Annotated in this window: 12 protein-coding genes and 1 pseudogene; 5 read left to right on the top strand and 8 right to left on the bottom strand. The window is 37.3% G+C overall.

Annotation, left to right across the window (positions count from 1 at the left end):
* Positions 1-109: 109 nt before the first annotated feature.
* The 3 genes from LEP1GSC199_RS21600 to LEP1GSC199_RS01945 all read left to right on the top strand — a co-directional run bounded on the left by LEP1GSC199_RS21600 (position 110) and on the right by LEP1GSC199_RS01945 (position 3,759).
* Positions 110-469 carry an HmuY family protein gene (locus tag LEP1GSC199_RS21600; RefSeq protein ID WP_232420554.1) on the top strand — a complete coding sequence of 120 codons (360 nt, stop codon included), beginning with the start codon at positions 110-112 and terminating at the stop codon, positions 467-469.
* A gap of 239 nt (positions 470-708) precedes the next feature.
* Entirely contained in the window at positions 709-3,195 is a 2,487-nt protein-coding gene (locus tag LEP1GSC199_RS01950; RefSeq protein ID WP_002976513.1) for a TonB-dependent receptor plug domain-containing protein, read from the top strand.
* A gap of 42 nt (positions 3,196-3,237) precedes the next feature.
* Positions 3,238-3,759: a nucleoside 2-deoxyribosyltransferase gene (locus LEP1GSC199_RS01945; RefSeq protein ID WP_002976516.1), complete on the top strand. Its 522-nt coding sequence runs from the start codon at positions 3,238-3,240 to the stop codon at positions 3,757-3,759.
* On the opposite strand, the gene recD is transcribed toward LEP1GSC199_RS01945, so the two are convergent.
* The 4 genes from recD to LEP1GSC199_RS01925 form a co-directional block, all read right to left on the bottom strand.
* Positions 3,742-5,550, bottom strand: coding sequence for an exodeoxyribonuclease V subunit alpha (gene recD, locus LEP1GSC199_RS01940; protein ID WP_002976539.1), 1,809 nt, complete (start codon positions 5,548-5,550; stop codon positions 3,742-3,744). The two genes, LEP1GSC199_RS01945 and recD, sit on opposite strands and share 18 nt — an antisense overlap.
* Positions 5,547-9,158: a UvrD-helicase domain-containing protein gene (locus LEP1GSC199_RS01935; protein WP_002976525.1), complete on the bottom strand. Its 3,612-nt coding sequence runs from the start codon at positions 9,156-9,158 to the stop codon at positions 5,547-5,549. The genes recD and LEP1GSC199_RS01935 overlap by 4 nt, the downstream gene beginning before the upstream one ends.
* A complete protein-coding gene (locus tag LEP1GSC199_RS01930) occupies positions 9,159-12,464 on the bottom strand; it encodes an exodeoxyribonuclease V subunit gamma (RefSeq protein ID WP_002976523.1) in 3,306 nt (1,101 codons plus the stop codon).
* 257 nt (positions 12,465-12,721) lie between these two features.
* Positions 12,722-14,443, bottom strand: a complete 1,722-nt coding sequence (locus LEP1GSC199_RS01925; protein WP_039925775.1) for an alpha/beta fold hydrolase — start codon at positions 14,441-14,443, stop codon at positions 12,722-12,724.
* 169 nt (positions 14,444-14,612) lie between these two features.
* On the opposite strand from LEP1GSC199_RS01925, the gene LEP1GSC199_RS01920 reads away from it, so the two are divergent.
* Positions 14,613-15,707 (top strand): helix-turn-helix domain-containing protein, encoded by a 1,095-nt coding sequence (locus tag LEP1GSC199_RS01920; protein ID WP_002976501.1) that lies wholly within the window; start codon positions 14,613-14,615, stop codon positions 15,705-15,707.
* Between the two features lie 57 nt (positions 15,708-15,764).
* Here the strand turns inward: LEP1GSC199_RS01920 and LEP1GSC199_RS01915 are convergent, their stop codons facing one another.
* Together LEP1GSC199_RS01915 and LEP1GSC199_RS01910 are read right to left on the bottom strand one after the other, a co-directional pair.
* The gene (locus LEP1GSC199_RS01915; protein WP_002976533.1) at positions 15,765-19,133 is read right to left on the bottom strand and encodes a hypothetical protein; all 3,369 of its coding nucleotides are present in this window, start codon (positions 19,131-19,133) and stop codon (positions 15,765-15,767) included.
* Positions 19,130-20,098: a hypothetical protein gene (locus tag LEP1GSC199_RS01910; protein ID WP_002976530.1), complete on the bottom strand. Its 969-nt coding sequence runs from the start codon at positions 20,096-20,098 to the stop codon at positions 19,130-19,132. The genes LEP1GSC199_RS01915 and LEP1GSC199_RS01910 overlap by 4 nt, the downstream gene beginning before the upstream one ends.
* 503 nt (positions 20,099-20,601) lie before the next feature.
* On the opposite strand from LEP1GSC199_RS01910, the pseudogene LEP1GSC199_RS22245 reads away from it, so the two are divergent.
* Positions 20,602-21,777 (top strand): annotated as a pseudogene (locus LEP1GSC199_RS22245) (integrase core domain-containing protein).
* 205 nt (positions 21,778-21,982) lie between these two features.
* Here the strand turns inward: LEP1GSC199_RS22245 and LEP1GSC199_RS01895 are convergent.
* Together LEP1GSC199_RS01895 and LEP1GSC199_RS01890 are read right to left on the bottom strand one after the other, a co-directional pair.
* Positions 21,983-23,308 carry a type II toxin-antitoxin system HipA family toxin gene (locus LEP1GSC199_RS01895; protein ID WP_002976498.1) on the bottom strand — a complete coding sequence of 442 codons (1,326 nt, stop codon included), beginning with the start codon at positions 23,306-23,308 and terminating at the stop codon, positions 21,983-21,985.
* Positions 23,301-23,660, bottom strand: coding sequence for a helix-turn-helix domain-containing protein (locus LEP1GSC199_RS01890; RefSeq protein WP_269746508.1), 360 nt, complete (start codon positions 23,658-23,660; stop codon positions 23,301-23,303). The genes LEP1GSC199_RS01895 and LEP1GSC199_RS01890 overlap by 8 nt, the downstream gene beginning before the upstream one ends.
* Positions 23,661-23,880 lie beyond the last annotated feature (220 nt).

Raw genomic sequence — 23,880 nt, 5'->3', positions numbered from 1 at the left:
ATTACTTCCCTTTCTTTCAAATTAATTCTTGTATAATGATTCATTTATTAACACCTTATTCATTAGATTATCGGTGTTGCGTTAAAAATTTGATTCTACCTTTGTATTTATGAACTGTATTCCGGAAAAGGCATCTGACGACGGTTCTGCGGCTGCAATGTTGATTTTGGTGACAGAGGCAGTTTCTGCTTCCGAAGGAACAACAATCAATGCCTCTTCCACTACAACCTGGGTTTATGTGAACTTAAAAGCAAATGCAGCAATTGTTGGTGCTGGGGATGTTTGGGATTTAAGATTCAAAAGATATAATATAGGAACAAACAGCGGAACGAGTGGGACTGGGAATGGGGGAGCATGTAGTACTGGTTCAACAGATTTTTCTGCAACATACGTGGCGTTCCGAGTGTACGAAAGTGGTGGATATGCAATTGTCTTCGAGTGGTGGTGGGCCAATCTCTGGCTCAACTGAAAGTATCAATCCTGTAATCTCAGCCCCTTTGGATTTGGATCCAATGCCAGCAGGGTACGGCACTTGGTATAGTTATTCAAATACAATTCTAACTGCAAAAGCCACCGTTTACATCATCACCGGAGATACGTGGCGTAATATGTTTTGCAAATGTTAGATTATTATAATGCTGCGGGAACTTCTGGATATCCGAGATTCCGATGGCGGAAGTTGTAATTGGTATGGTTGCGGTTTGATTAATGAGTTTATTTAATTATAAATTTAATCGGCGAATTCCATTATTAACTTTTTGGTTAGTAGTCTCTTTTGGTGCAATTCAAATGTTTGGTGATATTTTTGCTCAATCGATTACTCCCAAAAAAGAAGATGATTCTTCCCAGAGTTCAACTCCCCAGGAGGCCGTAAAACAACCAAAACATGGGGACTCTGGTGCTCAGACAAATGAAGTGAATGGTGATAGGTCAAATATAATCACTGTTACTGGAACTAGAAGACGGAATCTTCTTAAGGACTCTACGATCACTACGGAAGTGATCACAAGAAAAGATATTGATGCCATGGGTGCAAGAGACCTTTCGCAAACATTGGGGAATGTTCCTGGAATTGAAGTGAGGCCTGCACAAACAGGAGAACGAGGACAGACAGTTCGTTTGCAAGGGCTATCTGCACAAAATGTTCTTATCCTTGTGGATGGACAGAGAACTACAGGCCGGTTCAGTGGCTCTATTGATTTAACTCGGTTTAAAGCAGAAGATATTGAGCGCATTGAAATTGTGAAAGGAGCCTCTTCGGCGATTTATGGATCGGATGCCATTGCTGGTGTGATCAACATTATTACTAAAGAAGCACAAGATCCGTTATATGCTGAGTTTCGAACCCTTGGTGGATCTGGAAGTGAAAAGTATTATGGGCCTTATACTGAGTTTCGAAATTATGCAACGGTTGGAGCTAAAAGTGATAAGTTATCTACTCTATTTACTGTTGGTTGGCACAAAGGTGAAGGTTATGATCTAACACCGGATGCAACCCCAGGTCCTAGAAATGGGAGATATGCATCCTTAGCGCCGTCTTATAATCCGTATCCTTCGAATCTTCCTTTTGCAAATTCATATTTATATGCGACTAGACTTCCAAATTATTCTTCGCCATTAGAGTCTACGTCTGGAAGTGCATTTAACGATATGAATCTTTCCAACAAAACAGTATATCATGTTGCAGATGATCTTACTCTTACCGGTCAATTTTATTATAGGCACTTGGATCAAAGTGCAGTAGATGCCTCACCCCCAAGAACTGTCTACGATAGAAGAAACAAAACACATGACTTTATGGGGGCCTTCAATATGGATTGGATCGCAAGTCAGAAAGTGAATGTAAACCTAAATGCCAATTATTCTAGATTTCAGGATTTATACACAACAGATCAAAGAAAAGCCGATGATTTAGACTCTCAACAAAGGACAGACAATGCAGTTACGGAGTTTAGATCAAGAGTGGATTACAAATTCTCATCCAACCATGTAACATCTGTTGGTGCAGAAAACTTGCAGGATAAAATTTCTTCAGCGCGGATTGCTCCAGATTGTCGAAGAACTTTTCCTAATGTTTGTTATGACGATTTTAACCCTGAATTGACAAAAGGACAAACGATTAACGGCAATGCAAGTCGCTTTCGAAATGCATTTTACGTTCAAGATGAGTGGAGAATTTCTGATAAACCAAGGATACAAATTGTACCAGGAGTTCGATACGATCATGATTCCATATATGGTGGTGAATGGCTTCCAAAATTAGCGATTCGTTACGATGTAACAGATCAGTTTCGTTTTAGAGCAGCTAATGGCCTTGGTTATAGGGCTCCTAGTTTCCAAGATTTATATTTCAACTTTTTGAATCCAGGGGTTGGATATCGAGTTGTAGGGAGTTCAAATCTTAAGCCGGAACTTTCAAGGAGTTATAATTTTGGTTGGGAATGGGACATCACAAAAAGAATTTGGTATAGTACAAATTTATTCCACAACAACGTAGACAATTTAATTGGATTCAGAACCAATCCTGCTAGAGACTCATCAGGCCTCATGGTATACCAGACGTCAAATTATCAGAAAGCAACAACACAAGGTATTGAATCTTCAGTTAATGTTCGGCTTACTGATATTGTAACTACTAGTGTTGGTTATACATATACTGACACTAGGGATGAACTTACACGGCTTCCTCTAGAGGGGAGGGGTCCACATCGTTGGAATTTTAGTGTTCGGCTGGATGAAAAATCTAGCGGGGTTTCCTTATCTGTATTTGCAGTGGTTTTTGGGAAACAACCATATTATTGTGTAAAAAATCCATTTTGGTGTAACCCAGATCTTCCACCAAACTTCGATGGTTTAGAATCTATCATCAATACTCAAGCACAAACTAACTTAACCAATGCGCTAGGTACTCTTCCTGCTGGGATCTCTGATTATTGTTCCGAGAATAACTTGTCTTATTGCACAACCAGTCCAACCTACGGCTATCGAATGGTTAACCCTCACACAAATTTAAATTTGCGTTTGTCTCAAAGATTTTTTGGACACTTCCAATGGTTTGTGGGTGTGGATAATGTGTTGGATGCTTGGGATTTACAATACAATCCACAAAGACCGCGTTTTTACTACTTTGGTTTGGATGGCAAATTCGCTTTCAGTGAAGTAAAACTAACTCCAGTGGAACCTCGCGTAAATTAAAAAATTCTTTAAATCTTTTCCCGGCTTCAGTTAGAATTAAGTATGCAAACAATCTATCTTGCGGGCCCGGAAGTTTTTTTACCAAATGCTATGGAAGTTTTATCCAATGCTAAAAATCTTTGTGAAACATTTGGATACCGGGCTTTGAGTCCTTTTGATGGTGAAGTGACGAACCAAATACAGATGGAAAGAGCAAATCAAATATTCAAAGAGAATGTTTCGCTCATTCGTCAGTGTGATATTGTCATTGCAAATTGTAATCCATTCCGAGGAGCCTGTATTGATGATGGAACTGCCTTCGAAGTTGGTTACGCCTACAGTCAGGGCAAATGTGTTTTTGGATATTCAAATGACAAACGGATTCTTCCTGAGATTGTCAAATCAAAAATTCAAACAAAGTCACATGTATCTGGTTATGCGATAGATAATGATGGGTATTTGGTGAACGAAGATTTTGGGAATAGCATAAATTTAATGTTAGAGTTTTCAATTTTAGATTCAGGCGGGGGTTTAGTTCTTGGGAATTTAGAGACTGTGTTGCAACATTTAAAGAGTCGAGGTTAATTGGAAACCTGTGTTTCGTTTTCTGAATGTCGAGAGACCAAGGTTCCACGTATCGTAGTTTCCCATAAGGATGACTTTTTTTTTTGCTCGTGTTACCGCAGTGTATAAGATCCTCCGATTGAGGATGGGGATTTCTTTTGTTTCAAGAGAATCGAAAGAGGTGATGGGAGGTAGATAGAGTAAAATTGTGTTATATTCGGATCCTTGGCTTTTATGGATTGTTAGAAAAAAAGCAGGTTCGTGTTCGGGCAAAGTATCCAAAGCAAAAGAATACAATCGATTTTCGATTGAAAATACGGCTCTTAGTTCGGAATCGATTTTTAAAACAAGGCCAATATCTCCGTTGAATAGTTTTCTGATTTGATCATTTCTTTTGACAATGATGGGCATTCCTTCAAAGTAAAACGATTTTGCCAAATGTCGGTATTCTATGTTTTTAGGATTGGCATTAAAAGATGTGAGTTGTTTTTTTGCTAGTTCAAGAATTCGATTTTGTAAGGCTTCGATTCCATAATATCCATTCCGTAAAATCGTCAAACATCGATATTCCGAAATCATTCCTTCTAATGTTTCTCTGTTATTATTTGCAGTTAGGTCTTCTTTTTTCCAATTGAGTGCAGTGGATAGTACTGCCGTAGGTAAAAAGAATTCTTTCCATAAAAATTGGATGAAATCTTCACCCTTCCAATCTTTGAAGGTAATGGTATCGGTCGGTTTTGTTTTTTCTTTTTGAAGCCAAATAAAATCATTGCCATCTTCGTTGTGTTTGGTGGATTCCAGAATTTTTGGATGGGGAAAGGAAGGGCTCATGTTCGGTGAGTCAAAAGAATCTTTTACTAGTTCGGCAAATTTGCTAAATTCAGAAGAAGCAGAGGATCTATGGTTTGTTTTCAATTCTGAAATGAATTCTCCCCGTTTTTTGAATTCTGTAAGGAGATCTGCTAGAACTTCCCCTTGTCCAACAGATGGTAGCTGGTTTTTGTCACCTAACAATATTAAATGAGTATTGTAGCTAATAGAATCCAAAAATAAATTCATGAGTGTCATATCTACCATTGAAGATTCATCCATGATGATTAGGTCAAAGGGCAGGTATCTTTTATCCCCATAGTAGGGTTTTTTTGCGTCGGGGAAATATTTTAATAAATTGTGAATGGTTTGTCCACGTAAAGAGGAAACTAGGTCTTTTGTATCTGTGAAGTAACTTAAATTCTTTTGAATGGATTCAGTAAGTCTTTGTGCAGCACGACCGGTTGGTGCAACTAGTGCAATGCGACTGGGAGTTGGTAGCCTGTGCAGCTCACCTAACACCTTTAAAATAAAAGAAACGACAGTTGTTTTGCCGGTCCCCGGACCTCCGGCAATAATTCGCAAGGATGAGGTAATGGATTCTACCACTGCTTGTTTTTGCTCCACCGCCAGTGGGTTTCGGAACTGAGTTTCTAATTGGGAGATAATGGATTCGATTTTATGAATCTCTGGTTTGGTATTTTGTTTGTTGTCCTTGTGGTTTGTGAGTAAGGTTTTAACCTTGTTTTCAAAATGAATTTTTTCTTTATATGTTTTTTGGAAATAAAGCCTTCTTTCGTTCTCTACCACATCTACATAAAAAGGAAATTGATTTTCAAAACTTTCTATAGAATATCCATCTTTTACAGACAAATAGAGGTCTCCATTTTGATTTGCTTCAACCAGGTCTGCAATCAACTGTTCGTGTTTTTTTAGGATGTGAGGGAAGTAGGTAATAATTTCTTTCGCCATTTCTATGTAAGATGATTCTGTTCGTTTCATAAATATATCTTCTCCAAACTCAGAGCTGCTTCTTGAATATAAGCCAAAACTTCCTTACGGATCTCTAGGAAAGTTTCTGAAGTCCAGACTTCTTGGGATGATTTAAGATCAGAGTAGATTCCTGAGTCTTTAGTAGTACCCATACCGCGCAGGAAAAGATAATATACTCCTCCAAAACGTTCTAAAGCTGGTTGTTCTCCATAAAGAGACGAGAGGTAATCGTAAAGAATCAAAGCATAAACTGATTTTTGAATCATATATCCCTTTTCGATTACGGAAGAGGTTACAGAGTTTTTATCATAGAGATCATTTGGCAAAAGGTTTGATTTGTAATCGGCGATATAATATTTCCCATTTTTATAAAAAACTAAATCGATAGCTCCTTTTAAATAGTTTTCGAACCCGGGTGATAACCGGGCATTTGTCTTTTCTAACATCTTTTGAACATATAAATGGAATTTTAATTCTGAAGATTTTTCATCCGGTTTTAATTCACTCAAAGAAAAACAATCTCCATCCGCTAGAGTGATTTCTGCTTTCATGGCTCGTTTCAAAAGAGTGGCCACAATCAAATCTAAAGGTTCTTCTGAGTCGAATGGCAGTTTGATCGGGTATTGGCGAATGGATTCGCTATATGCCCAAATCCAAGACGGATGTTTTAGAATTTTATCTATTGAGAGTTCAAAAATAGAGAAATCGCATAATTCTAGTATGCGGTGCAGGAAATTTCCAGTTCTAGAACTAGAAGGAAGGTTCGATTTGATTTTAGAAGATTCTGGCTCAAGGGCCTCTTCAATTTCTTTATAAGTATCTTCATTAATCTTTGTCAAAAGACTTTGTGAAGTTTGTAGGCTAGTATAACTATGTTGTAATAGTATTCTTCCTGTTTTGATCTCTGTGGGTAGAAAACTAGCAGCAGAGTTTAAATTTTTTGGTTGGATTAAATTTTTGGCGTTATTTGTTTTTTCTATGGTTTGTGCGTTGTTTTCATTTCGGAAAAGGAAACAATTTTTTGAATCTAAATGAGTTTTTAGATATTCTTGGATTCGTTCCAGTTCGGTTAATAGAATGTTCCCATATCCAGATTTTTGAGTAGAGTCTTTCCCCCAAGATAATTGAGGTAGATACAGTCTCAAATTCGGTCTTGTTAGGGCTACGTATAACAAACGTTTTTGTTCATTTAAAAAATGTTTGTATTCATTTTGTTTTCCGTTTTTTGAATCCCAGAGACTGAGGATCCACCTTCTTTCTGTTTTGCGATTTTCTTCGATGATGGTCGGGTATTCATAATTAGTAAGGTTTTGAGGTCGTGTTCCAAAATAATACAAAAATACAATGGGCCATTCTAAACCTTTGGACGCATGGATAGTTAGAATTTGAACAGCATCATCCTCTGTTTCCCGGTCAAAAAGTGGTTCTTCTTCTGGAGAAGTTTTCGCTTGTTTGAGTTCTCTTAATTCTACCAATAACTCAGTGAGGTTTGCATTGGATCGAATTTGGAATTCCAGTAACCTCTGAAAGATTTGTCTATAGTTGGTTCGTTTTCTTTCCCACTCTAAATTTTTGAGTTCCTGGTTCCAAAGGATTTTTGTTTCATCCATAACAGATCGGAAAAATGCCGCATAACGATTGTCTCGAATGAGTTTTAACCATACATCAATGAGTGACTTCTCATAGGAATCAATAGAATGTTCATTGTATTTTGATAGATCTTCTGGACGGACACCGAAAAGATCAGAAAAAAGAATTCGTTTGTAAGAGCGAGAACTGTTCGATTGAATTAAACATTCTAATAAGTTTTCAATTTGATCTGCTTCTCTTGATTGGAAAATTCCTCTTTGTTTGTAGATGGAACAGGGAATTCCTGCTTTTGATAAAGTTTTTTCAATCAGTTCCGTTTCCTTCTTACTTCCGCATAACACTGCAATATCTCTGAGTTTTACAGATTGAACCTTTTTTTCATCTTTTTTTAAAAACGACAGTGATTGTTCTTTTTGTTGAAAGGAGAAAATTTCTTTTTTTATGGACTCTGCCCAAATACTTCTCGCTTGACTTACATTTTGAAAGTGGTCTGCATATTGAATGACATGAATCCCATATTCATTTGGATCTGTGTAAGTATATTTGATTTCAGATGCGTTTGGGAAGGAAACAGGATGGTATTGGTAGTTTTCTTTTTGGGAGCCTGGTTCTTCTATGGGGAAAAAATTAGTTTCACCCAACTCTCTTTCTTCGTTATGAAAGAGGAGGTTTAAGCCATTGATAATTTCTTTTGTGGAACGGTAGTTTATCGATAAACTATCTTTGGAGTCGGCAAAGTCACTTGCTGCATCTAGATAAATTCCAATGTCAGCTCCTCTAAATCCGTAGATACTTTGTTTGGGGTCTCCAATACAAAATAACATTCGGGTTTTATCTTTTGGATCCACAAAGAGGGAACGAAAGATTTGGTATTGGTTTTTGTCTGTGTCTTGGAACTCATCCAAAATACAAATTTGGTATCGTTCCTTTAGAGATTGGATTAGTGATGGATTGGGTGAAGTAACCACCGTTTCATGGACTTTGAGAATCATTTGATCGTAAGTCAGTGAATCCCCAGTTTTTAATTGTAATTTTGTATCTTCTACAAGTCGAAGTGTTGTCTCTTGCAAAAACCATTCCCCATCCAAGTCTATTCTATCTTTAGGAAAAGTCTCTTCGAGTAAGGATATGAGGACTGCTATTAATGATTGTACATCGACAGCTTCTTTAGTTAGATTCTTTGTGATTGTTTTTCCTGTTAACAAAAGATATGCGAAGTTTTGGTAAGAAACCTTATCGGCTGTCCTTTGAAAACTCCCGATCCTTTGTAATTCAGTTCTGAGGACTGCCATGTCTCTTGAAAGAATTGCTGCTAAAAACGTATCCATAGACAGCCAACTTTCTATCCATTTCTGAATTGTTCTTTTGTCTCCTTGTTCGTGAATGGAAGTCCCGACAGGTCCCTTGAGTGATTGGATCACTTGGGTTAGAGAAGAAACAATTGTTTCTATATTGGGTGAGGTGATGGCATTTTCCAAAGTCAAAATTTCCGGAAAATGGTAGTTCTTTGTATTGGAAAGAAGTTTGGATACAGCAAAGGTAATGGAAGATTCTTTTTCTAAGGTTTTCGACTCAATTAAATCCTTTGCTAGATCATCAAAGTTTCTTCCTCCCCAATGGTTTCGTTTCAGTAGATAAAAACTTTTTTTGATAATTTCATCTGCGCTTGTTAATCGAACATTAGGATTGTTTTGAGTTTCAATCGGATATTCTTTTAAAACCATATTACAAAACCCGTGGATAGTAGATATGGTAACTTGGTCTAAATCGCGCAAATAACGATAAAAACCAGGTTTGTTTCCATTTTCCGAAAGTTCTAATATTTTTGTTTTGAGTCGCCCCTTTAGTTCTCCCGCAGCTTTTTCAGTAAAGGTAAGGATCAGTGTATTTAGAATTCTGTTTTCAGGAATATTATTTTCTACATCATGTTTCATGATGTCACCTAACATTTCCATGATGAGGTAGGTTTTCCCCGTGCCTGCTGAGGCTTCGATGAACTTCGGTTTGTGGAGTAGGGGATGTTCCATCTATCGAAATCCTTTTTTCAGAAGTGGCAAAAAAATCCCTAAAACCGAAAGGATGGAAAAATTTTCTAATAAAACCTTTGTGTAAGGAGAAAGTTTCATCAACTTATTTTCAAATTGCATAATAGTATCAGATTCTTCCAATAAAAACTCATTCCATAAAAGATCAACACTCTCTAAATTTCCTTCAATTTCCTCCAAAGAATGTTTCGAAAAGAAAAGATTCAGACCTGCATTGGGAATGTATTTTGGATTTTCTTCCATTACTAGTTGAAAAACGGAATCTAAATAGGATTGGCAATCCTCCACCAAAAGATTGGAGAGATCAAGCCAACTTTCATTTTTGAAGTCCTTTGCATTGGCAGGAATGATAATTAAACGATTTCCTGTAATTCTAAACAAACAGGCGCTAATCAAAACATAAGCCATCTTTCCAAGATAATCCTTTAAATACTCGTTTGGTTTTGTTGGCTTTTCGTATAAACTACCAGTGTAAAACCAGTAGTATATCCCATCTTTTTCAATGAGGTTTTCCCATTCCCCAACCAGTGCGTATACGTCTGTTATCTGGTAAGGTTCCATTTTTTTGCAATCTCGAAGTCCCGTATCTCCAATGGATACTGCTTTAAAAAAGGATAACCTATCTTCTGGATGGAAGAGTGATTCTTTCAAGATACGAAATCGTTCAGATACAGTTTCCAATTCTTCCAATAAAACTTCAGAAGATACTATGTGAAAGGCACCATAAGGAAACTCTGCATTTTGTTCTGCTTTGTGTGTTAATTCTTTTAGATATGATTGAATTTGATTCCTGTCCCAAATCCATTGTCTGTCGACAACCAAGGACTCAGTAAAAATAGGAATAAAAATTGATTTAATCGTATAGATTTCTAAATGATTCAGTCGGAAGGGTTCTTCTGTTTCGTTTTCTTCATCCTCCCAAATCCTTCCAAGGTTTTCTAATAAAGGTCCTAACATCGGATTTTTCATTCCATTGGTTAGTTGTTGGACAGTAATTTCATTGGACCTTTTATCAAAAATTTCTATTGGCACCAACTGCTTAGGATCAGTAAAATTTGGATTTGGTAATATAGTATCTGCGTTTCGAAACCGTTCTAAATTACGAACATAATCAAAGGATGGGAATGAGTTTTCGGCAAAAAATCGACTGTACGATGTTAGTGGCAATTCGATTGCTTCTTTAAGTTCCATCGCTGTCATAACTTCAAATAGAGTGGAACATGGTTCGAATTCTTTGTCTTCCAATGTGTTTTTACCAACATAAGAAAATGTAATGCTTTCTTCTGCAGAAAGAATTGACTCCCAAAATAAGGACTCTTGAATTTCTCTTCGATTGAGATCCCAAGGTTTAGAATCAAACCTTCGCAAATTAAACCTAGATCTATCAACCGAACCTGGAAATTTTCCTTCCCCAAGTCCAGCAATGTATACATGTAAAAAAGGAATGGGTCGCATCGGTTGTAAAAGAGAAACCGTTACACCTTCAGTTAAATAGTTTCCCCGATGCATTGGTATGTCAGAAAAAACTTCTTCCGTGATCAAAGAAATCATTTCTAAAAAGTCCTTTGTTTTGTTCCAGTCAGAGTCACACCAAGATCCTACGGATCGAAGCCATTGGTTGAAATAAATTCGTTCTCTTTCCCATTCTCCTTCAAAAGAAAACAAATTTTGAAACAAATTTTCAAGGATAGGATATCGTTCTTCCTTTGGTGCGTTTAAGATTTTATCTTTTAATCCCTGCTGGATTTTTTTGATCCGATTCCAAATTTCTACAAATTGTATGATGGTTTTGTTGGAAGAAATTGGCTTTGTGACAATTTGTAATTCTTTCCATGCTTCTTCTTCCCAAGCTACCATAGATACAACAGCGCGTTTGAGACCGAAGGAAATAGTATAAGGATTGTTTTCTTTTTCTTCTTCGTAAATGGAACCTAAGGAATCAATTAAATCCAAAACTTTGAGTTGTGTTTCCTCATCATTTTCATTTGCACTTACAATCAGTGGATTTTTGAACAAGTTATGAATGTCTTCTTTTTCAAATCGATCGTTTGTTATACAACGAAACAAAGTAGACAGAGCCAAATACAACTGCGATGTATCTTTTGCCACTAAATCTGTGATTGAGTAGGGTATCCTTACTAACTTTGGCAAATTTTCTATATTTTGTGTGGCGTAAATTCCGCCATCAAACACCCATTCCACGGCAGATCGATATTCGTTCATGTTTGGCACTAAGATGGCAAAATCTAATAAATTAAGTTTCCCTTTGTTTATACTTATTTTATGTAATATATCATGCGCAATTGATTCTACTTCACGATAAACTGAAGGAGCGTTCCAAACTCGTACAGTTTGGTCATCTAAATAGTTTTCTGCTTTCGGAGATTCTTCCAATAAAAACGCTTTTAACTTGGAAAGCATCCCACCACTTATAAACTTCGACTTTTGTTTGTTATACTGGTCTTCTGCAAATTCTTTCGCCAAATAGGATTGTGGTTTGGAGAACTTGGATAAATAGTTTTTTGTTTTTTCTGAATTTTTACCAATGGTTTTCCCATTGTGAAACTGGTAGATATGTACTTTTAGTTTAGAATCTTCTGCAAGAGCCGTTTCTTTTAAAAAATCAATGTAGGTTCCGGAAAGATTTGATAAACAGAACAAGTGTAAGTCGCCACTTAAAGGTAATTGTTTCCCTTCCTCCAAATAACGAAATAGGTTTTTAGGTTTTGACTTATCTTTGTAAATCTCCGTATAAATTTGTTTTTCTAAATCCCAATAGGGATCTTTTTTCAGTTCATTCGGGATCGTTTTGGCTTCTAGGCCAAGCCAATCTTTGATCCACTCTTCACGGTTGAGCTCATAGTCTTTAAAATATTTGGTGAGTACATCAGAGAGATAGTATAATTTAGGTATCTCTTCTAAATATTTTTCCATCTCAGGAAAATTTTTCAGTAATGTGTTTTGTTTTTGATAAAGTAGCGCAAAACAATCTCGTTTTAATGTTTCGTATTGATAGAGAGCCGTCTGTTCTTCGTAATTTTGTATATTCAGAGATTGGAATATAATTTTCAAAATGGCTTTTTCTAAAAACGTAAATTCGATGTTTATAGAAAGGTGCGAAGGATCAAACTTTGGTAAGTTGAGTCGTAACCATGGGATTAGATTTTGATTGGGAACCACAACAAGAGGTCGTTTGAGAGGACTTACTCTTTGGTCTTCGGTAATTTGTTTTCCAAGTTCGGTGGTGATCTCACCTAGATGAAGGCCAGCATAATAATGTATCGACAACGGGGTTCCCTTTATTGATGAATCGTACAAAGTCTGACGTTTGAACCAACTAAGTCCATTCTAATCTGATCTTAGATAAGGAAAAATAAGTAAGGTGGGGCGCCATTTCCGGCTATCCGCTGCAATCTTTCGCACTAGCGAAAGGATTTTCGCTACTATCCGGGGCGCTTGTATTTGATTGTTCTTTGGAAAAGAAGGGGAGAGGACACCCTCTCCCGATAGATAAGCTAACTAAGTATAGGTGAAAATTGATTCACTTATTCACTTTCAAAACGAAGAGTTGATACATTCGAAGTGCTATGTTTGAAAGCCGTTGTATACAGAGAGATTGGTTTAGGCACTGCATACATGGGATCAATATTGTCGATGGCAAGCGCTAGGCGGCTTCCGATAGAAAAATCATGTGCCACAGCCTGTAAATCAACATTGAGGTCTGTGTCTTTTCCCTTCACTCCGAAAAGCGTTGCCGTTCCATGAGAAATCAGTTTTCCCGTTCCCCAAATATCCACTTCATACAAATACACCACAACATGAGGAGCATTGTCAGAACTATTGATGCGACCTTTGTAGAAGGTGCGTCCTCTGAGTTTTAAAACGCTAGTTAGTTTGTCAGAGATATAAACCATAGCATTGGTACGATCGATAAAATTGACATTGGTGGTAACGGGTACAGAGACAGCTCCATCTAAAATTTCGGATAGAAGGGGAACACCTGTAGTGGCATTCGTTCCGCCAGAAAGGATGGTATCAGTTCCGTTCGTTGTGTTCGTGGTTGGTGTGATTTTTCCCGGGTTAAGGAGTCCCATAGGTCTTAGGTGGTAAGTGCGTTCCACTTTGTTTGGATTGGGCCAAGCAGAGTAGGTAACTCTCGCATCAGAAAATCTTTTTTGGATAGAGACCTTTGGTTTCGACATAATTCCATTTTGAACACCTTTTAACCAATAATCAAACCAGTCATAAGCATTGGTCCATACGTAGTTGTTGATTCCAAGGACTCCACCAATTTCTGCTGTGGCGTGAATTCCATTATTTAAATCTAATTTTTTAGGAACAGTCAGTTGTTCAAAGTAAGGGAGGATTTGGTTTGGTTGGAAAAGATTGTCTTGGGAGTTATTGGAAATATAAACCGGTTTTCCAGATGCATTGAGAGCACTGACCATGCTGTTAGGGGAACGTTCACTAGCCCAAGTAAGTACTGCGCCAACATCTCTGGTATCCAATAGTTTTTGGAAGTTTTCCGCAATGATAGGATCCATTCTACCGGTAATATAACCCGCAGTGACAAGCAGCAATCCCCAAACGAGTCTTGGGGTTTGGTTTCCATAAAGTGAATCTGGTAAACTTCCCCATCCACTCATCGCTACTGCTGTTTTAATTCTAGGTTCTTTGCTAAGACCCAGAAGAGAAATTCCTGCACCATAAGAAATTCCCGCAATACCAATGTTTGCTGGATTGACGGGAGCATTCGCAAGTAGAAAGTCAATTCCTCTGGAAAGATCTGTCATATCTTTCGGGCCTGCAACATTAATGAGTCCACCTGAGGTTCCAAATCCTCTTGTGTTATAACTGAAAACAACGTAACCTTTTTTTGCAAGTTTCGCCGCTGGCACAATGTATTCGTATTCGTTAAGAGCCCAACTGTTGACAAATATCACAGCAGGGAAGGGGCCTGTTCCTGATTTTGGAATGAAGAGGTTTCCTGTAATTTTCACCCCATCTTCACTGACATAGGAGATGTTATCGTTGAAGGTGAAACTTCCATCGTTTTCTATTGCAAACGCTGATTGGATGTCCCGAGATAGGTTTGTGTTACTTTGTCGTAGTGTTTCCGGTGATGCCGAAGCCTGAGAAGTCGTTCCATTTAACACACCGAGTACGGCTGTGTTATCGTTTGAGTTTTGGTTTCCATTTTGTCCGCAAGCCACGAGAAGGAAGACCCCGAGTGGCAGGAGAAGACGGTATATTTTTTGCTTTTTCATAATTCGCCTCTGAATTGCCTTTAAATTACCATGAATAAGTTTATTTGGCGTCCAAGATGGCGATTCTGGACGAATTTTTAGGTCTAATATCATGATTTTGTACTAATTCTTCGTACGAAAGTCCTCCAAAAGGTTGACGGATGCGTGCATTTCGTCCGATTTTTGGATCATGTTCGAATTCATCGGTTCTTGGCTTCAATTTGGGGCTTGGTATCATTTCGTTTTAGGCATTGGAATCCTTGTCAAAGAGAAAGGTTCCAAAGGTTTCCCCTTTGCCATGATCGCTGCCTTTTCCGGCGGAACCTTGGTTTTATACGCCTATCGTTTGTATGCTGGTCTGGAATTTGAAACTTCTCTTTGGAATCACCTCTATGTTCCTGTGATTTATTTAATCCCTGGGAGTATGCAGTACACAATCGAACAGTTTTTAAGTTTGGAACCTGTTCCTTTGCGAAAACTCTATCGTTTGTATCCGACTTTTGGTGTGGTTTTATTTCTCCTCCTTTTGCAATGGCTGGCACCGGATACTCTTTCTAGGTCCATGAACCAAAGTTTTGCGGGAGCTCCCATCTCTCTTCCGGAACTCACCTCTATTTTGGGGTGTCTCTATTGGATGGGTACCTTTGTTTGGATGATTTATCAATATAGAAATATCCTTTACAACAATCCAAACAAAGAAGCAAAACTAGGAGTGCAAATATTGGGAATGATCCTCAAAGGAAACATCATCTTTGCTGGTTTTATTTTAATTAGCACAATTTTGCGATGGCATTCAGGAATTTATTTTACTGCAGGACTTGCGACTCTCATGGCTGTTGTCGCTTTCATTGGTACGGAAATCAATCATGAATTGTTTAAAGATATTTTGCCGGGCCTTCGCCAATCCTACCGTACTTCTCGTATCCTCAACCTGGATTTGGAAAAGTTACAAAAAGAACTCGACTACTTATTGAAAGTAAAATGTGTTTATCGAGAAGAAGATTTGAGTTTGGCATCTTTTTCCGAAAGATTGGGAATCAAAGACTACCAACTCAGCGAATACACTAACGCATTTTTAGGAATGAACTTCAATCGGCTGATCAACGAATATCGCATATCAGAAGTTTGTCGGTTGATAGAAAAAGAACCAAAAGCAAATTTACTTTCCCTTGCTTACCAAGTTGGGTTTAACTCCAAAGCAAACTTCAATTTAGCTTTTAAGTCTCTAAAAAAAATGTCACCAAGTGAGTATGCAAAGTCTGTAGGAAAGGGGGAGACAGTTTAGCCATCCCCACTGCCTAAGCTCACAAAGGGTAACAGGAATGGACAAACTGCCCTCTCGTTATTTTTTTCCTTTCGGTTTTTTCTTTGATACCGTATAACCTAAAATATGCGCCATTTTCCAAACGGTTTCTAAATATTCCTTGGTTGCAGGAATACTCGATTCCGTTTTGGAATCAGGTAGTACGGAGTGAAGATGAAATTCGTTTGTTCCGAAACGGATGGTTTCTGGTGTCAAATGGATCCAAGTATGCCAACCGTATTCCCTTTGTTCTGGATAGAAGGTGAGAAGGATCCCCGGTTCTTTAATTTCTGGTGCATTCGGAATTTTATCGTCTAACTTTCGTGCGGCTGCCATATCGAGCATTGCCTGAGTTTCCGAATCTTCTTTGGATTTTTTCCAATGTGACTGGATGGCATCATCTCCTTTTTTGCCAAACCATCTCCAAAGGAGTGGTAACCGAAGCCCAAGTGTCTCTTCGTAAACACTGGAATCATAATCTTCATTGTTTGTCATCTCAAGTCGTTTTTCGATCACTTGGGATATGGTTTCAAAAGAGGAATCTCCCTCTAACAAAAACAACTTGGCTGCGAGTAAATCAGTCCAAACATACCAATCGGGACTTGGTTCTTTTAGTAGGGATGTAATTTCAGCTGCGTCCATCGTAAGAACTTTCTTCCAGTGGAGAGATTCGGGTTCCATCACTCGCATAAATTGTAATAAATAAGTTTTCCAAGATGGTGCAGCATAAGGTAATTTGAAAATTTCCAAAAAGTAAGGATACACTCCCCGCCCTTGGAAAAACAAGGCTTTGATGGCTTCCCACCTGTCATACGACCCTGAATATTTGTATTCATCCAAGGAATACCGCAAGGATTCCACAAGCCAAGGCCCGCCATAACGAATTACATCTTCATGTTTGTATTTGGTCTCTCGAATTTTTTCAAATACATGTTGGGTGCTATACTTTTCTGGATGGAGGATTGCCTCGGGTAACAAAGCTTTGTTTTTAGAAAGAGCTGATGCATATTTATCGGAAGAGTCAAATTCGGGAGCATCCTCGCCGGTGAGTGTAATCCAAGCGCGCCTTGCCTCCACCTCGATGTAACTCCAAGAATAATCAACCATGGGGTCTGGATCTGCATAAATATGATACCAAAGATGGTCTTTGAACTTTTGAATTTTTAATTTTCTAATCCATCGAATGATTCCATACACTCGGACTTGATCCCCTTTGTTTCCAAGAATCCGTTCTGCAAAAGCTAAGTAATCGCTGTTATCTGGGTCTAACAACAATAATCCTGCCACATAACAGGCCTTTAAGTCGATGGCAATTCCAGGAAAAGCGGTCTCGTCAATTTTGAAAAAGTATTCATGTAATTCTTGTTTGGCTTTTTCCGGTTCCATTTTGGCCCATGCTAAAGCTGCTTCGGATATATTGATGATTAAGTTTAAATCTAAATAATCACGTTTACTCCCTTTTGCTTGGAAACTTTTTCTCACATAGTCGGCTATGATTTCGGTATGTTCTTTTAAATCTAAATGGGCACAAACTGAAAAAGCATTCCCAACACTAATCCCAAAAAAACCAAAATGGTCTTTGTAGGTAAAAAGTTTGTTTATCAGTTGTACGGAGACTTCATCTAAAGTTAAAATTCTTTCTTGTAAGGCTTCGTTCAAGTGCGTATACACTGTGAACATATTGTTTAAAGTGGGACCCTCTTTTTTAACCTTTTTTTGGATTTCTTTTACATTGTCTAATGTCTCAAAAGTACGCCAAGCTGCATCTGCTAAAATGGAATTGGCTTCTGTATGTTCACTTTTAATCAAAGCTTCCACAACATATTCTAGTCTTGGGTCATCTTGTTTTAGTTTTTGGACTGCTTCTCTCAGTGAGACCATGGCCCTATCATCATCTAACATTCCAACGGTTTTTGTAATCCCACAATAAGCTTTTTTATTTTCAGAATCATACTTCAAACCTTGTCGGAAAGCAGCATTGATGGCAACAGACAGTCTTTTGTCTAACTTTTCAGGATTGTATGGCCAAGTATTGTAAGCGCTGTCGACTCGCTCTCTAAAATAATCTTCAATGAGTCTCTTTAAAGTGGAATCTTTTTTTGCAATTTCTTTGAGAATTGTATCGTGAGCATTCACATCATCAGGAAATTCTTCCATTAGTTGAAAAAGATTTTCTTCTTTTTTTAGTCTCGTTTCTAATTCCTTTTTGGAAATGGTATTGAGATTGGATAGTCCTAAACTTTCGTTATATAATTTAATATTATTTGGTTCGATTTGTTTTGGATCAGCGTTACTAAATGTTAGGGTTCGAATCTTTTCTACTTTTTCCGATGGTATGTTGAATAAAGATTTAGACTTCCCATCCAAATAACTAAGTATATGTTCGCTGATTGTAGATAAAATTTTTCCTTTCGATTTACTCGCAAGTTTGATTGTTTCTCTACATGCATCCTCATTTTTTAAATAGAAGTGATGAAGTATCCAATAAGCGGCTAAGTTGGGATAATTTTTAATCTCTGCTTTCTCCTCTTCCCAGATGGAATAGGAAGGAGCATCGGCAAGTTTTTCAGTAAAAGCATAGGCAGGGTCACCATAACTATGTCCGAGTAACCATGCAGATCTTTCAAACATATCTAATGAATTGTTATAGATAGGTTTTTTTTCGTAAAATTTCGTAGCTTCTTTTTCGAAGGCCTTAATTATACTTTCTTTGATTTGAGATGTTAAAATCGGTTCCTTTTCTTTTTTATTTGGATTTTCCTCTTCGAACTCTTCTTCCTCATCTTCATAAACTTCGTTAGAGTCATTGTTCCAATTGTCGGCTATAAAATGAGAAATGGAAAAGTAGGGAAGGTTTTCTAATTCTCCTATTTCGTGGTTGTAGTGATTTACTTCGACGGAACCGTTTTCATTTGGCAAAAGATTGATCCAACATGTATCACCACCTCCATCGGATGCAAAAGCATAGGAACCATTAAACAAAAACATAAGACCACTGTAGGAACCAACTAACCATCCAAGTATTTCTTCTGGGTCTTTAATTTTTACCAATTTTTCTGTGGAAGAAATGGCATAATCAAATCCACCATCTTCATCTTCTTCCATTTCCTCTTCTTCGGCGGAATGATGATCAATCATGTTCCAAACATCAGAAACTTCGTACATAATAGATTTGTATGCCTTCTTTATGTTCTCCCACTCTAAGATTTCCTTTCCAGGTTTGAATCCATACATGGAATCAAATTCCTTTAAAAAACTTTGATCAAGTTTGGCTTTATTTTTTGCCAATACATTTTGAAACTTATCTTTTTGTGATTGGAATACTAACATTCGATCAATGATAATTTCTTTTAGATTTCCAGAGTATAAATCAGATTTTTGTAGATTTAGTTTTGTTGTTTGTTTCATGTTGTTAGTTCCGTATTAAATGTCAAAAAAGATTCTGAGTAATGGTTGCCGTAAATTTTGAACCAATAATCTCCAGAATTATCTTTCTCAAATCGAAGTAAGTTCAAGTCTGTCGTTAGTTTATCGGACAAAGGGTGAGGTGTTAAAGTTAATGTATCTAAATTGAAATTTAACAAATATTTTTTTGAAGGTTTTTTGTTTCTCTCTTTTAAAAGTAACACTAGATTGGATTCATCTTCAATCGCTAAATCAATGAATTCTAAATAAGAACCAAAATAGGCTTTCATTGTTTCATCATATAAGTCGAGAAGGTTCGTCAATTCACCATCTACGTTTCTTACTTCTAATTTTGAATCAGAATATAGGAATACTTTTTTCGAACTTACTTTAACCTTCATGGGTGCACCACTTGTCGTAAATTCAGAGACAAACTTTCCCTCCAAATCAAGAATATAGGCAATTTCTGAATTGCCCTCTGTGACTAAAATTCTATTTTTGTTTACCTGTCTTAAATTGCCAATGTTTTCAAATTCCAGATTGCAGTTTAACGTTTCCCAGTTGGATCCACTCCATCTTTGGATCTGCTTTCGTCCGCTTGTATTTGCAAAAATAACATAAGTGTATTGACCAATATTTAAAATCTGGTATGGTGCTGGGTTTGCTAATTTGGGAGAAGGTATACTGTAAAATTTATCATCTCTAAAAAATATTAGAGAATTCGAAGATCCAAATAGAACACTGTCGGGATTAGAATCAAATGGATTGTCACTCGCAAGGTAATAACCTATTGGAAATTCATAGCGTGTGATTTGATTCCCATCATTTTTATAAAGAATAGGGCTCTGACTCCAAGAACCAATCCAAATATTTCCGGAGTGATCCCTTTCGAATAATATCCTTTCGAATCCTGTGATGATTGAGTCTTTTTTTATGTCGTAGGTTATATTGGTTTTTATTTCTTGCATTTTAATTTCTAAAAAACTTTGAATGCAAAATGAAAACTATCTTTGATTAGGCAATTTATTTTTTATTTTAGTGTTTTTGAATATGAAAACCATGAATATCACTACAAGCTTAAATATTCGTCTTGAAATTCATATCGTGGATACTATGTATATAAAAACTACCTCGTATCAAAGAATTCTTTGAGACAGATTCTGAAATTTAAAATAGTATTTGGTGGGAAATAAAACGACAACAGTTGTTATGGCGTTCGGTGAATGAAGAGAAGTTTGATATAAACTTGTTCCTCTATACTTTCAGGGATATCCGCAATAAGTTTACTGAAACTGGCCTCTCATTGGGGAAATGAAAAGGTTCAGTAACCATACTTTTTGTAAAGTATGTACCAGGACAAAACTGTAAAGGATGTATGAGTACACTCAACATGGTATGAGGAGGTCAGATAGGTAACAAAAGAGACAACTCACATGGGTAACACCTACATTGTGTATCGGAGGACAATCCGATGCCTTGGAAGGAAACCAAAGTGATAGAAGAAAGAATCAAGTTCATAGCAGCTGTTAAAAGTGGTCAGTGGTGTTTTGCCGATCTTTGCCGAGACTTTAATATATCGAGAAAGACTGGCTATAAATATCTAAAGAATTATGAGTCGGAAGGTATCGACGGACTCAAAGATAAATCTAGAAAAAGAATCACTCAGTCCAATGAAACTCCTGAGAAAATCGTTCACCTAATTGTATCTTTACGTGAAGACCATCCATCTTGGGGTCCCAAAAAACTCCGTCCCATACTCAAGCAAAGTTTCATCGCATGAAACAGATTCCAAGTGAAACTACAATTGGAAACATTCTTCGACAAAAAAAGGCCTAGTCAAACCTAAGAAAAAAAGACCAAGAGTTCCACAGTCTCTATTTCCTTTTCCAATGTAGTCGCTCCCAATATACGTGGCGTGTTGATTTTAAAGGCCATTTTACAGTAGGAAATGGCAATCGCTGCGATCCACTAACAATTACAGATGCATATAGTCGCTACCTTCTAGCATGTGAAATCCTGAATAAAACGAATGCAGAGCAAACAAAAGCGGTATTTGAAAGGGTTTTTAAAGAATATGGACTACCACAGGCAACAAATCAGATAATGGATCACCTTTTGCAAGTAAGGCCATTGGCGGCTTAACTAGTCTTTCTATATGGTGGTTGAAATTAGGGATCCGCCCGGATCGCATTGAACCAGGGAAACCATCTCAGAACGGTCGTCATGAGAGAATGCACAGAACACTCAAAGAAGAAACTGCATTACCTCCAAGATCTAGTTTGGATGCACAACAGACCGCCTTTGATTCATTCCGTGAAGAATTTAATAAGGTAAGACCACATGAAGCTTGGGTTTTCTGACACCTGCAAAAGTTTATAAATCTTCGAAAAGGACATTCCCAAAAAAGATTCTAGAGGTAGCTTATCCCACACATATTGTTACCGATAAAGTCCATGAAAGTGGTTTTGCGCAGTACGGGCCCCATCGAGTGTTCTTTGGGAATCCTTTCATTGGAGAGGTAGTTGGCTTTGAAGAGATATCTGATCGGCATTGTCGTCTTTACTTTGCGGATGCAATTCTTGGAATTTTGGATTTGTATACGAGTAAAGTGTTGAAATACCAGAGGCTATTGTATAGAATTGACTAGTAAAAGTGTAACCCATGTGAGTGATCTAAAGTGTTACCGATGTGCCTTTTCATACAACATACTATCGCCTGTTATGCGACATAATATACATTATCGCACGTTGCAAGTTGCATCATAATAGATAGTATTCCAAATCAAAATAGTGTTTCAAAAGTAAACGTATTCGAAGTATAACCCAAATAACTCTCCGATGGAATTTCGATCCCTAAATTGATATGTTTAAATTCTTTTGAATTTCTTTTCGTAATAATGATGGTACGTTCGTTTGGTTCGCATAATTTCCCCATTGGGAGACTGTTTCTTTTATTTGTCCAACAATGGATTTAATTTGTATCGTTTTTAGGTCCGCTTTTTTCCCGAATTCTATAAAATCTTCCATTCCTATTTTTTCTCGTTTCCCATTAATACTCATTTGGTGGCGATTGGTCCATTGCCCATTTGGATTATAGCTGTAAGTCATATCAAAAGCAGGAGACAAAGTCCATTTGCCTTTTTGATCCATAAGAAAAGCAATGTTTTTAGTATGGTCATCTTGGTTACGAGAAATTACGTTGAATACAGCTCTGCGAAATTGTTGTTCTAGGGCAGTTTTAGTGTTTTCTGAAATGATTTTACGAATGACATCGAGCGTTTGTTCATAACTGTAAGCACCTGCCATATTAAAATCATAATGAGCCAAAGCGCAGAGTGATTGCATGTGTTTTTTTTCACCGCCATTAGTTCGATCAAAACGTTTGGTCATAAAATGTTGTCTTCCATTTTCTTCGACTAGTTTTGATTCCATCATCTGAATTCCAGAGTCTAAAGCCATACGGTAGTAAACATATTCAATACAACCAAATCCTTTTGGATCGTTTAGTTCTTTGTCTTTATTATTACGAATCCCATCTAATTTCAAAATCCAATAAGAAAAATCTTCCGTCGTTTTGACTTGCCCAGAACGAACTTCCGCTGTTTTTTCATTATACGCAATGATACATTTGGCTCTGGCACCGCCTGCGGAAGTACCAATGGTGAGTAAACTTGATAAGGATTCGTTTAATTTTTTTTGATTTGTTAATTCGATTTTTGTTGAAAATTTTTTACGATTACTTAGAATTTCTGAAGCTAACTCTACCATTTCCGCAATTTCAATAGAGACGTTTTTAGTTCTTAATCTGTAGGTTGCCGGTTTAAATTCCAAGGCCCCCATCCCACGTTCGCCAATATAACATAACCTTTCTACTGGATTAAATGATTTGGAATCCCTTCCTATTTTTGAAAGCCAAACATCGATTAAGGCATTCCCAAATTTATCAGGTAGGGAATCGGCAAGCATTCCAGGAAGTCCCTTGAAAGTATCTTTATTGAGATTGCGGAAAGAATAGAGTGTTCGACTCTTTGGCATCAAAAGTGGTGAAGGTTCTACAGGTGCATTCAAAAACTCATTGTCATACTCGAAGGATGCAAATCTACTTTCCTCATTCCAAGAAACATAACCAACGAGGCTACCCCAAAGATATACTTTGGCTAATGTTATGGGATCATTCATTCTGTTTGCCCCAAATCCATTCCTTATGTTCGTTAGGTGAGATTTTTTTTTGTTTTCTTACTCTTTGTCTCGGCTTTTTTGTTTTTGATTTCGCAAGGAGTGCAAGAGAGAGATTTGGGTCTCTAAAGATGAGTTGTAATTCGTTGAGTAGGTCCAATTCTTTTAAAAGAGAAAGTAAATTGAGTAGCGAAATATTTCCCTTTCCAGTTTCTAACCGAGCAATGGAAGAAGGTGAGACACCACTCCTCTCCGATAAGTCCTCTTGAGAAAGGCCCATCTGGACACGCCTTCCTTTTAAGGAGGTGCCTATTTTTTCAAGAATTGTATATAAATTTTCATCTGACCAATCCATCTTAAACAGTAGTATATGATAGATAAACCAACTTTCAAGCCATATTTTGTCATATGAGATGGTTTATTGAAACAAGATTAATATGCCATATTTGACTTTTTAACGCTATATATTGCATAATTCGCATTATATGACTATTTATGGATATATGAAATCCCATATTTCCTCTGTCGCCCCACAACCTTGCTGCCGTGTTTCCTCAAAACAAACTTGACCAAAG

Origin of the sequence: Leptospira vanthielii serovar Holland str. Waz Holland = ATCC 700522, assembly GCF_000332455.1 — a bacterium.
In the GTDB taxonomy this organism is placed as follows: Bacteria; Spirochaetota; Leptospiria; order Leptospirales; family Leptospiraceae; genus Leptospira_A; species Leptospira_A vanthielii.
Note: the sequence above shows the minus strand (reverse complement) of the source record. Positions and strands in the feature narration are given on the sequence as shown.

Bases quoted from the DNA above. Each gene is read 5' to 3' on its own strand.
- LEP1GSC199_RS21600 (WP_232420554.1), top strand. From the start codon at position 110: ATGAACTGTATTCCGGAAAAGGCATCTGACGACGGTTCTGCGGCTGCA.
- LEP1GSC199_RS01950 (WP_002976513.1), top strand. From the start codon at position 709: ATGAGTTTATTTAATTATAAATTTAATCGGCGAATTCCATTATTAACT.
- LEP1GSC199_RS01945 (WP_002976516.1), top strand. From the start codon at position 3,238: ATGCAAACAATCTATCTTGCGGGCCCGGAAGTTTTTTTACCAAATGCT.
- recD (WP_002976539.1), bottom strand. From the start codon at position 5,550: ATGAAACGAACAGAATCATCTTACATAGAAATGGCGAAAGAAATTATT.
- LEP1GSC199_RS01935 (WP_002976525.1), bottom strand. From the start codon at position 9,158: ATGGAACATCCCCTACTCCACAAACCGAAGTTCATCGAAGCCTCAGCA.
- LEP1GSC199_RS01925 (WP_039925775.1), bottom strand. From the start codon at position 14,443: ATGAAAAAGCAAAAAATATACCGTCTTCTCCTGCCACTCGGGGTCTTC.
- LEP1GSC199_RS01920 (WP_002976501.1), top strand. From the start codon at position 14,613: ATGTTCGAATTCATCGGTTCTTGGCTTCAATTTGGGGCTTGGTATCAT.
- LEP1GSC199_RS01915 (WP_002976533.1), bottom strand. From the start codon at position 19,133: ATGAAACAAACAACAAAACTAAATCTACAAAAATCTGATTTATACTCT.
- LEP1GSC199_RS01910 (WP_002976530.1), bottom strand. From the start codon at position 20,098: ATGCAAGAAATAAAAACCAATATAACCTACGACATAAAAAAAGACTCA.
- LEP1GSC199_RS01895 (WP_002976498.1), bottom strand. From the start codon at position 23,308: ATGAATGATCCCATAACATTAGCCAAAGTATATCTTTGGGGTAGCCTC.
- LEP1GSC199_RS01890 (WP_269746508.1), bottom strand. From the start codon at position 23,660: ATGGATTGGTCAGATGAAAATTTATATACAATTCTTGAAAAAATAGGC.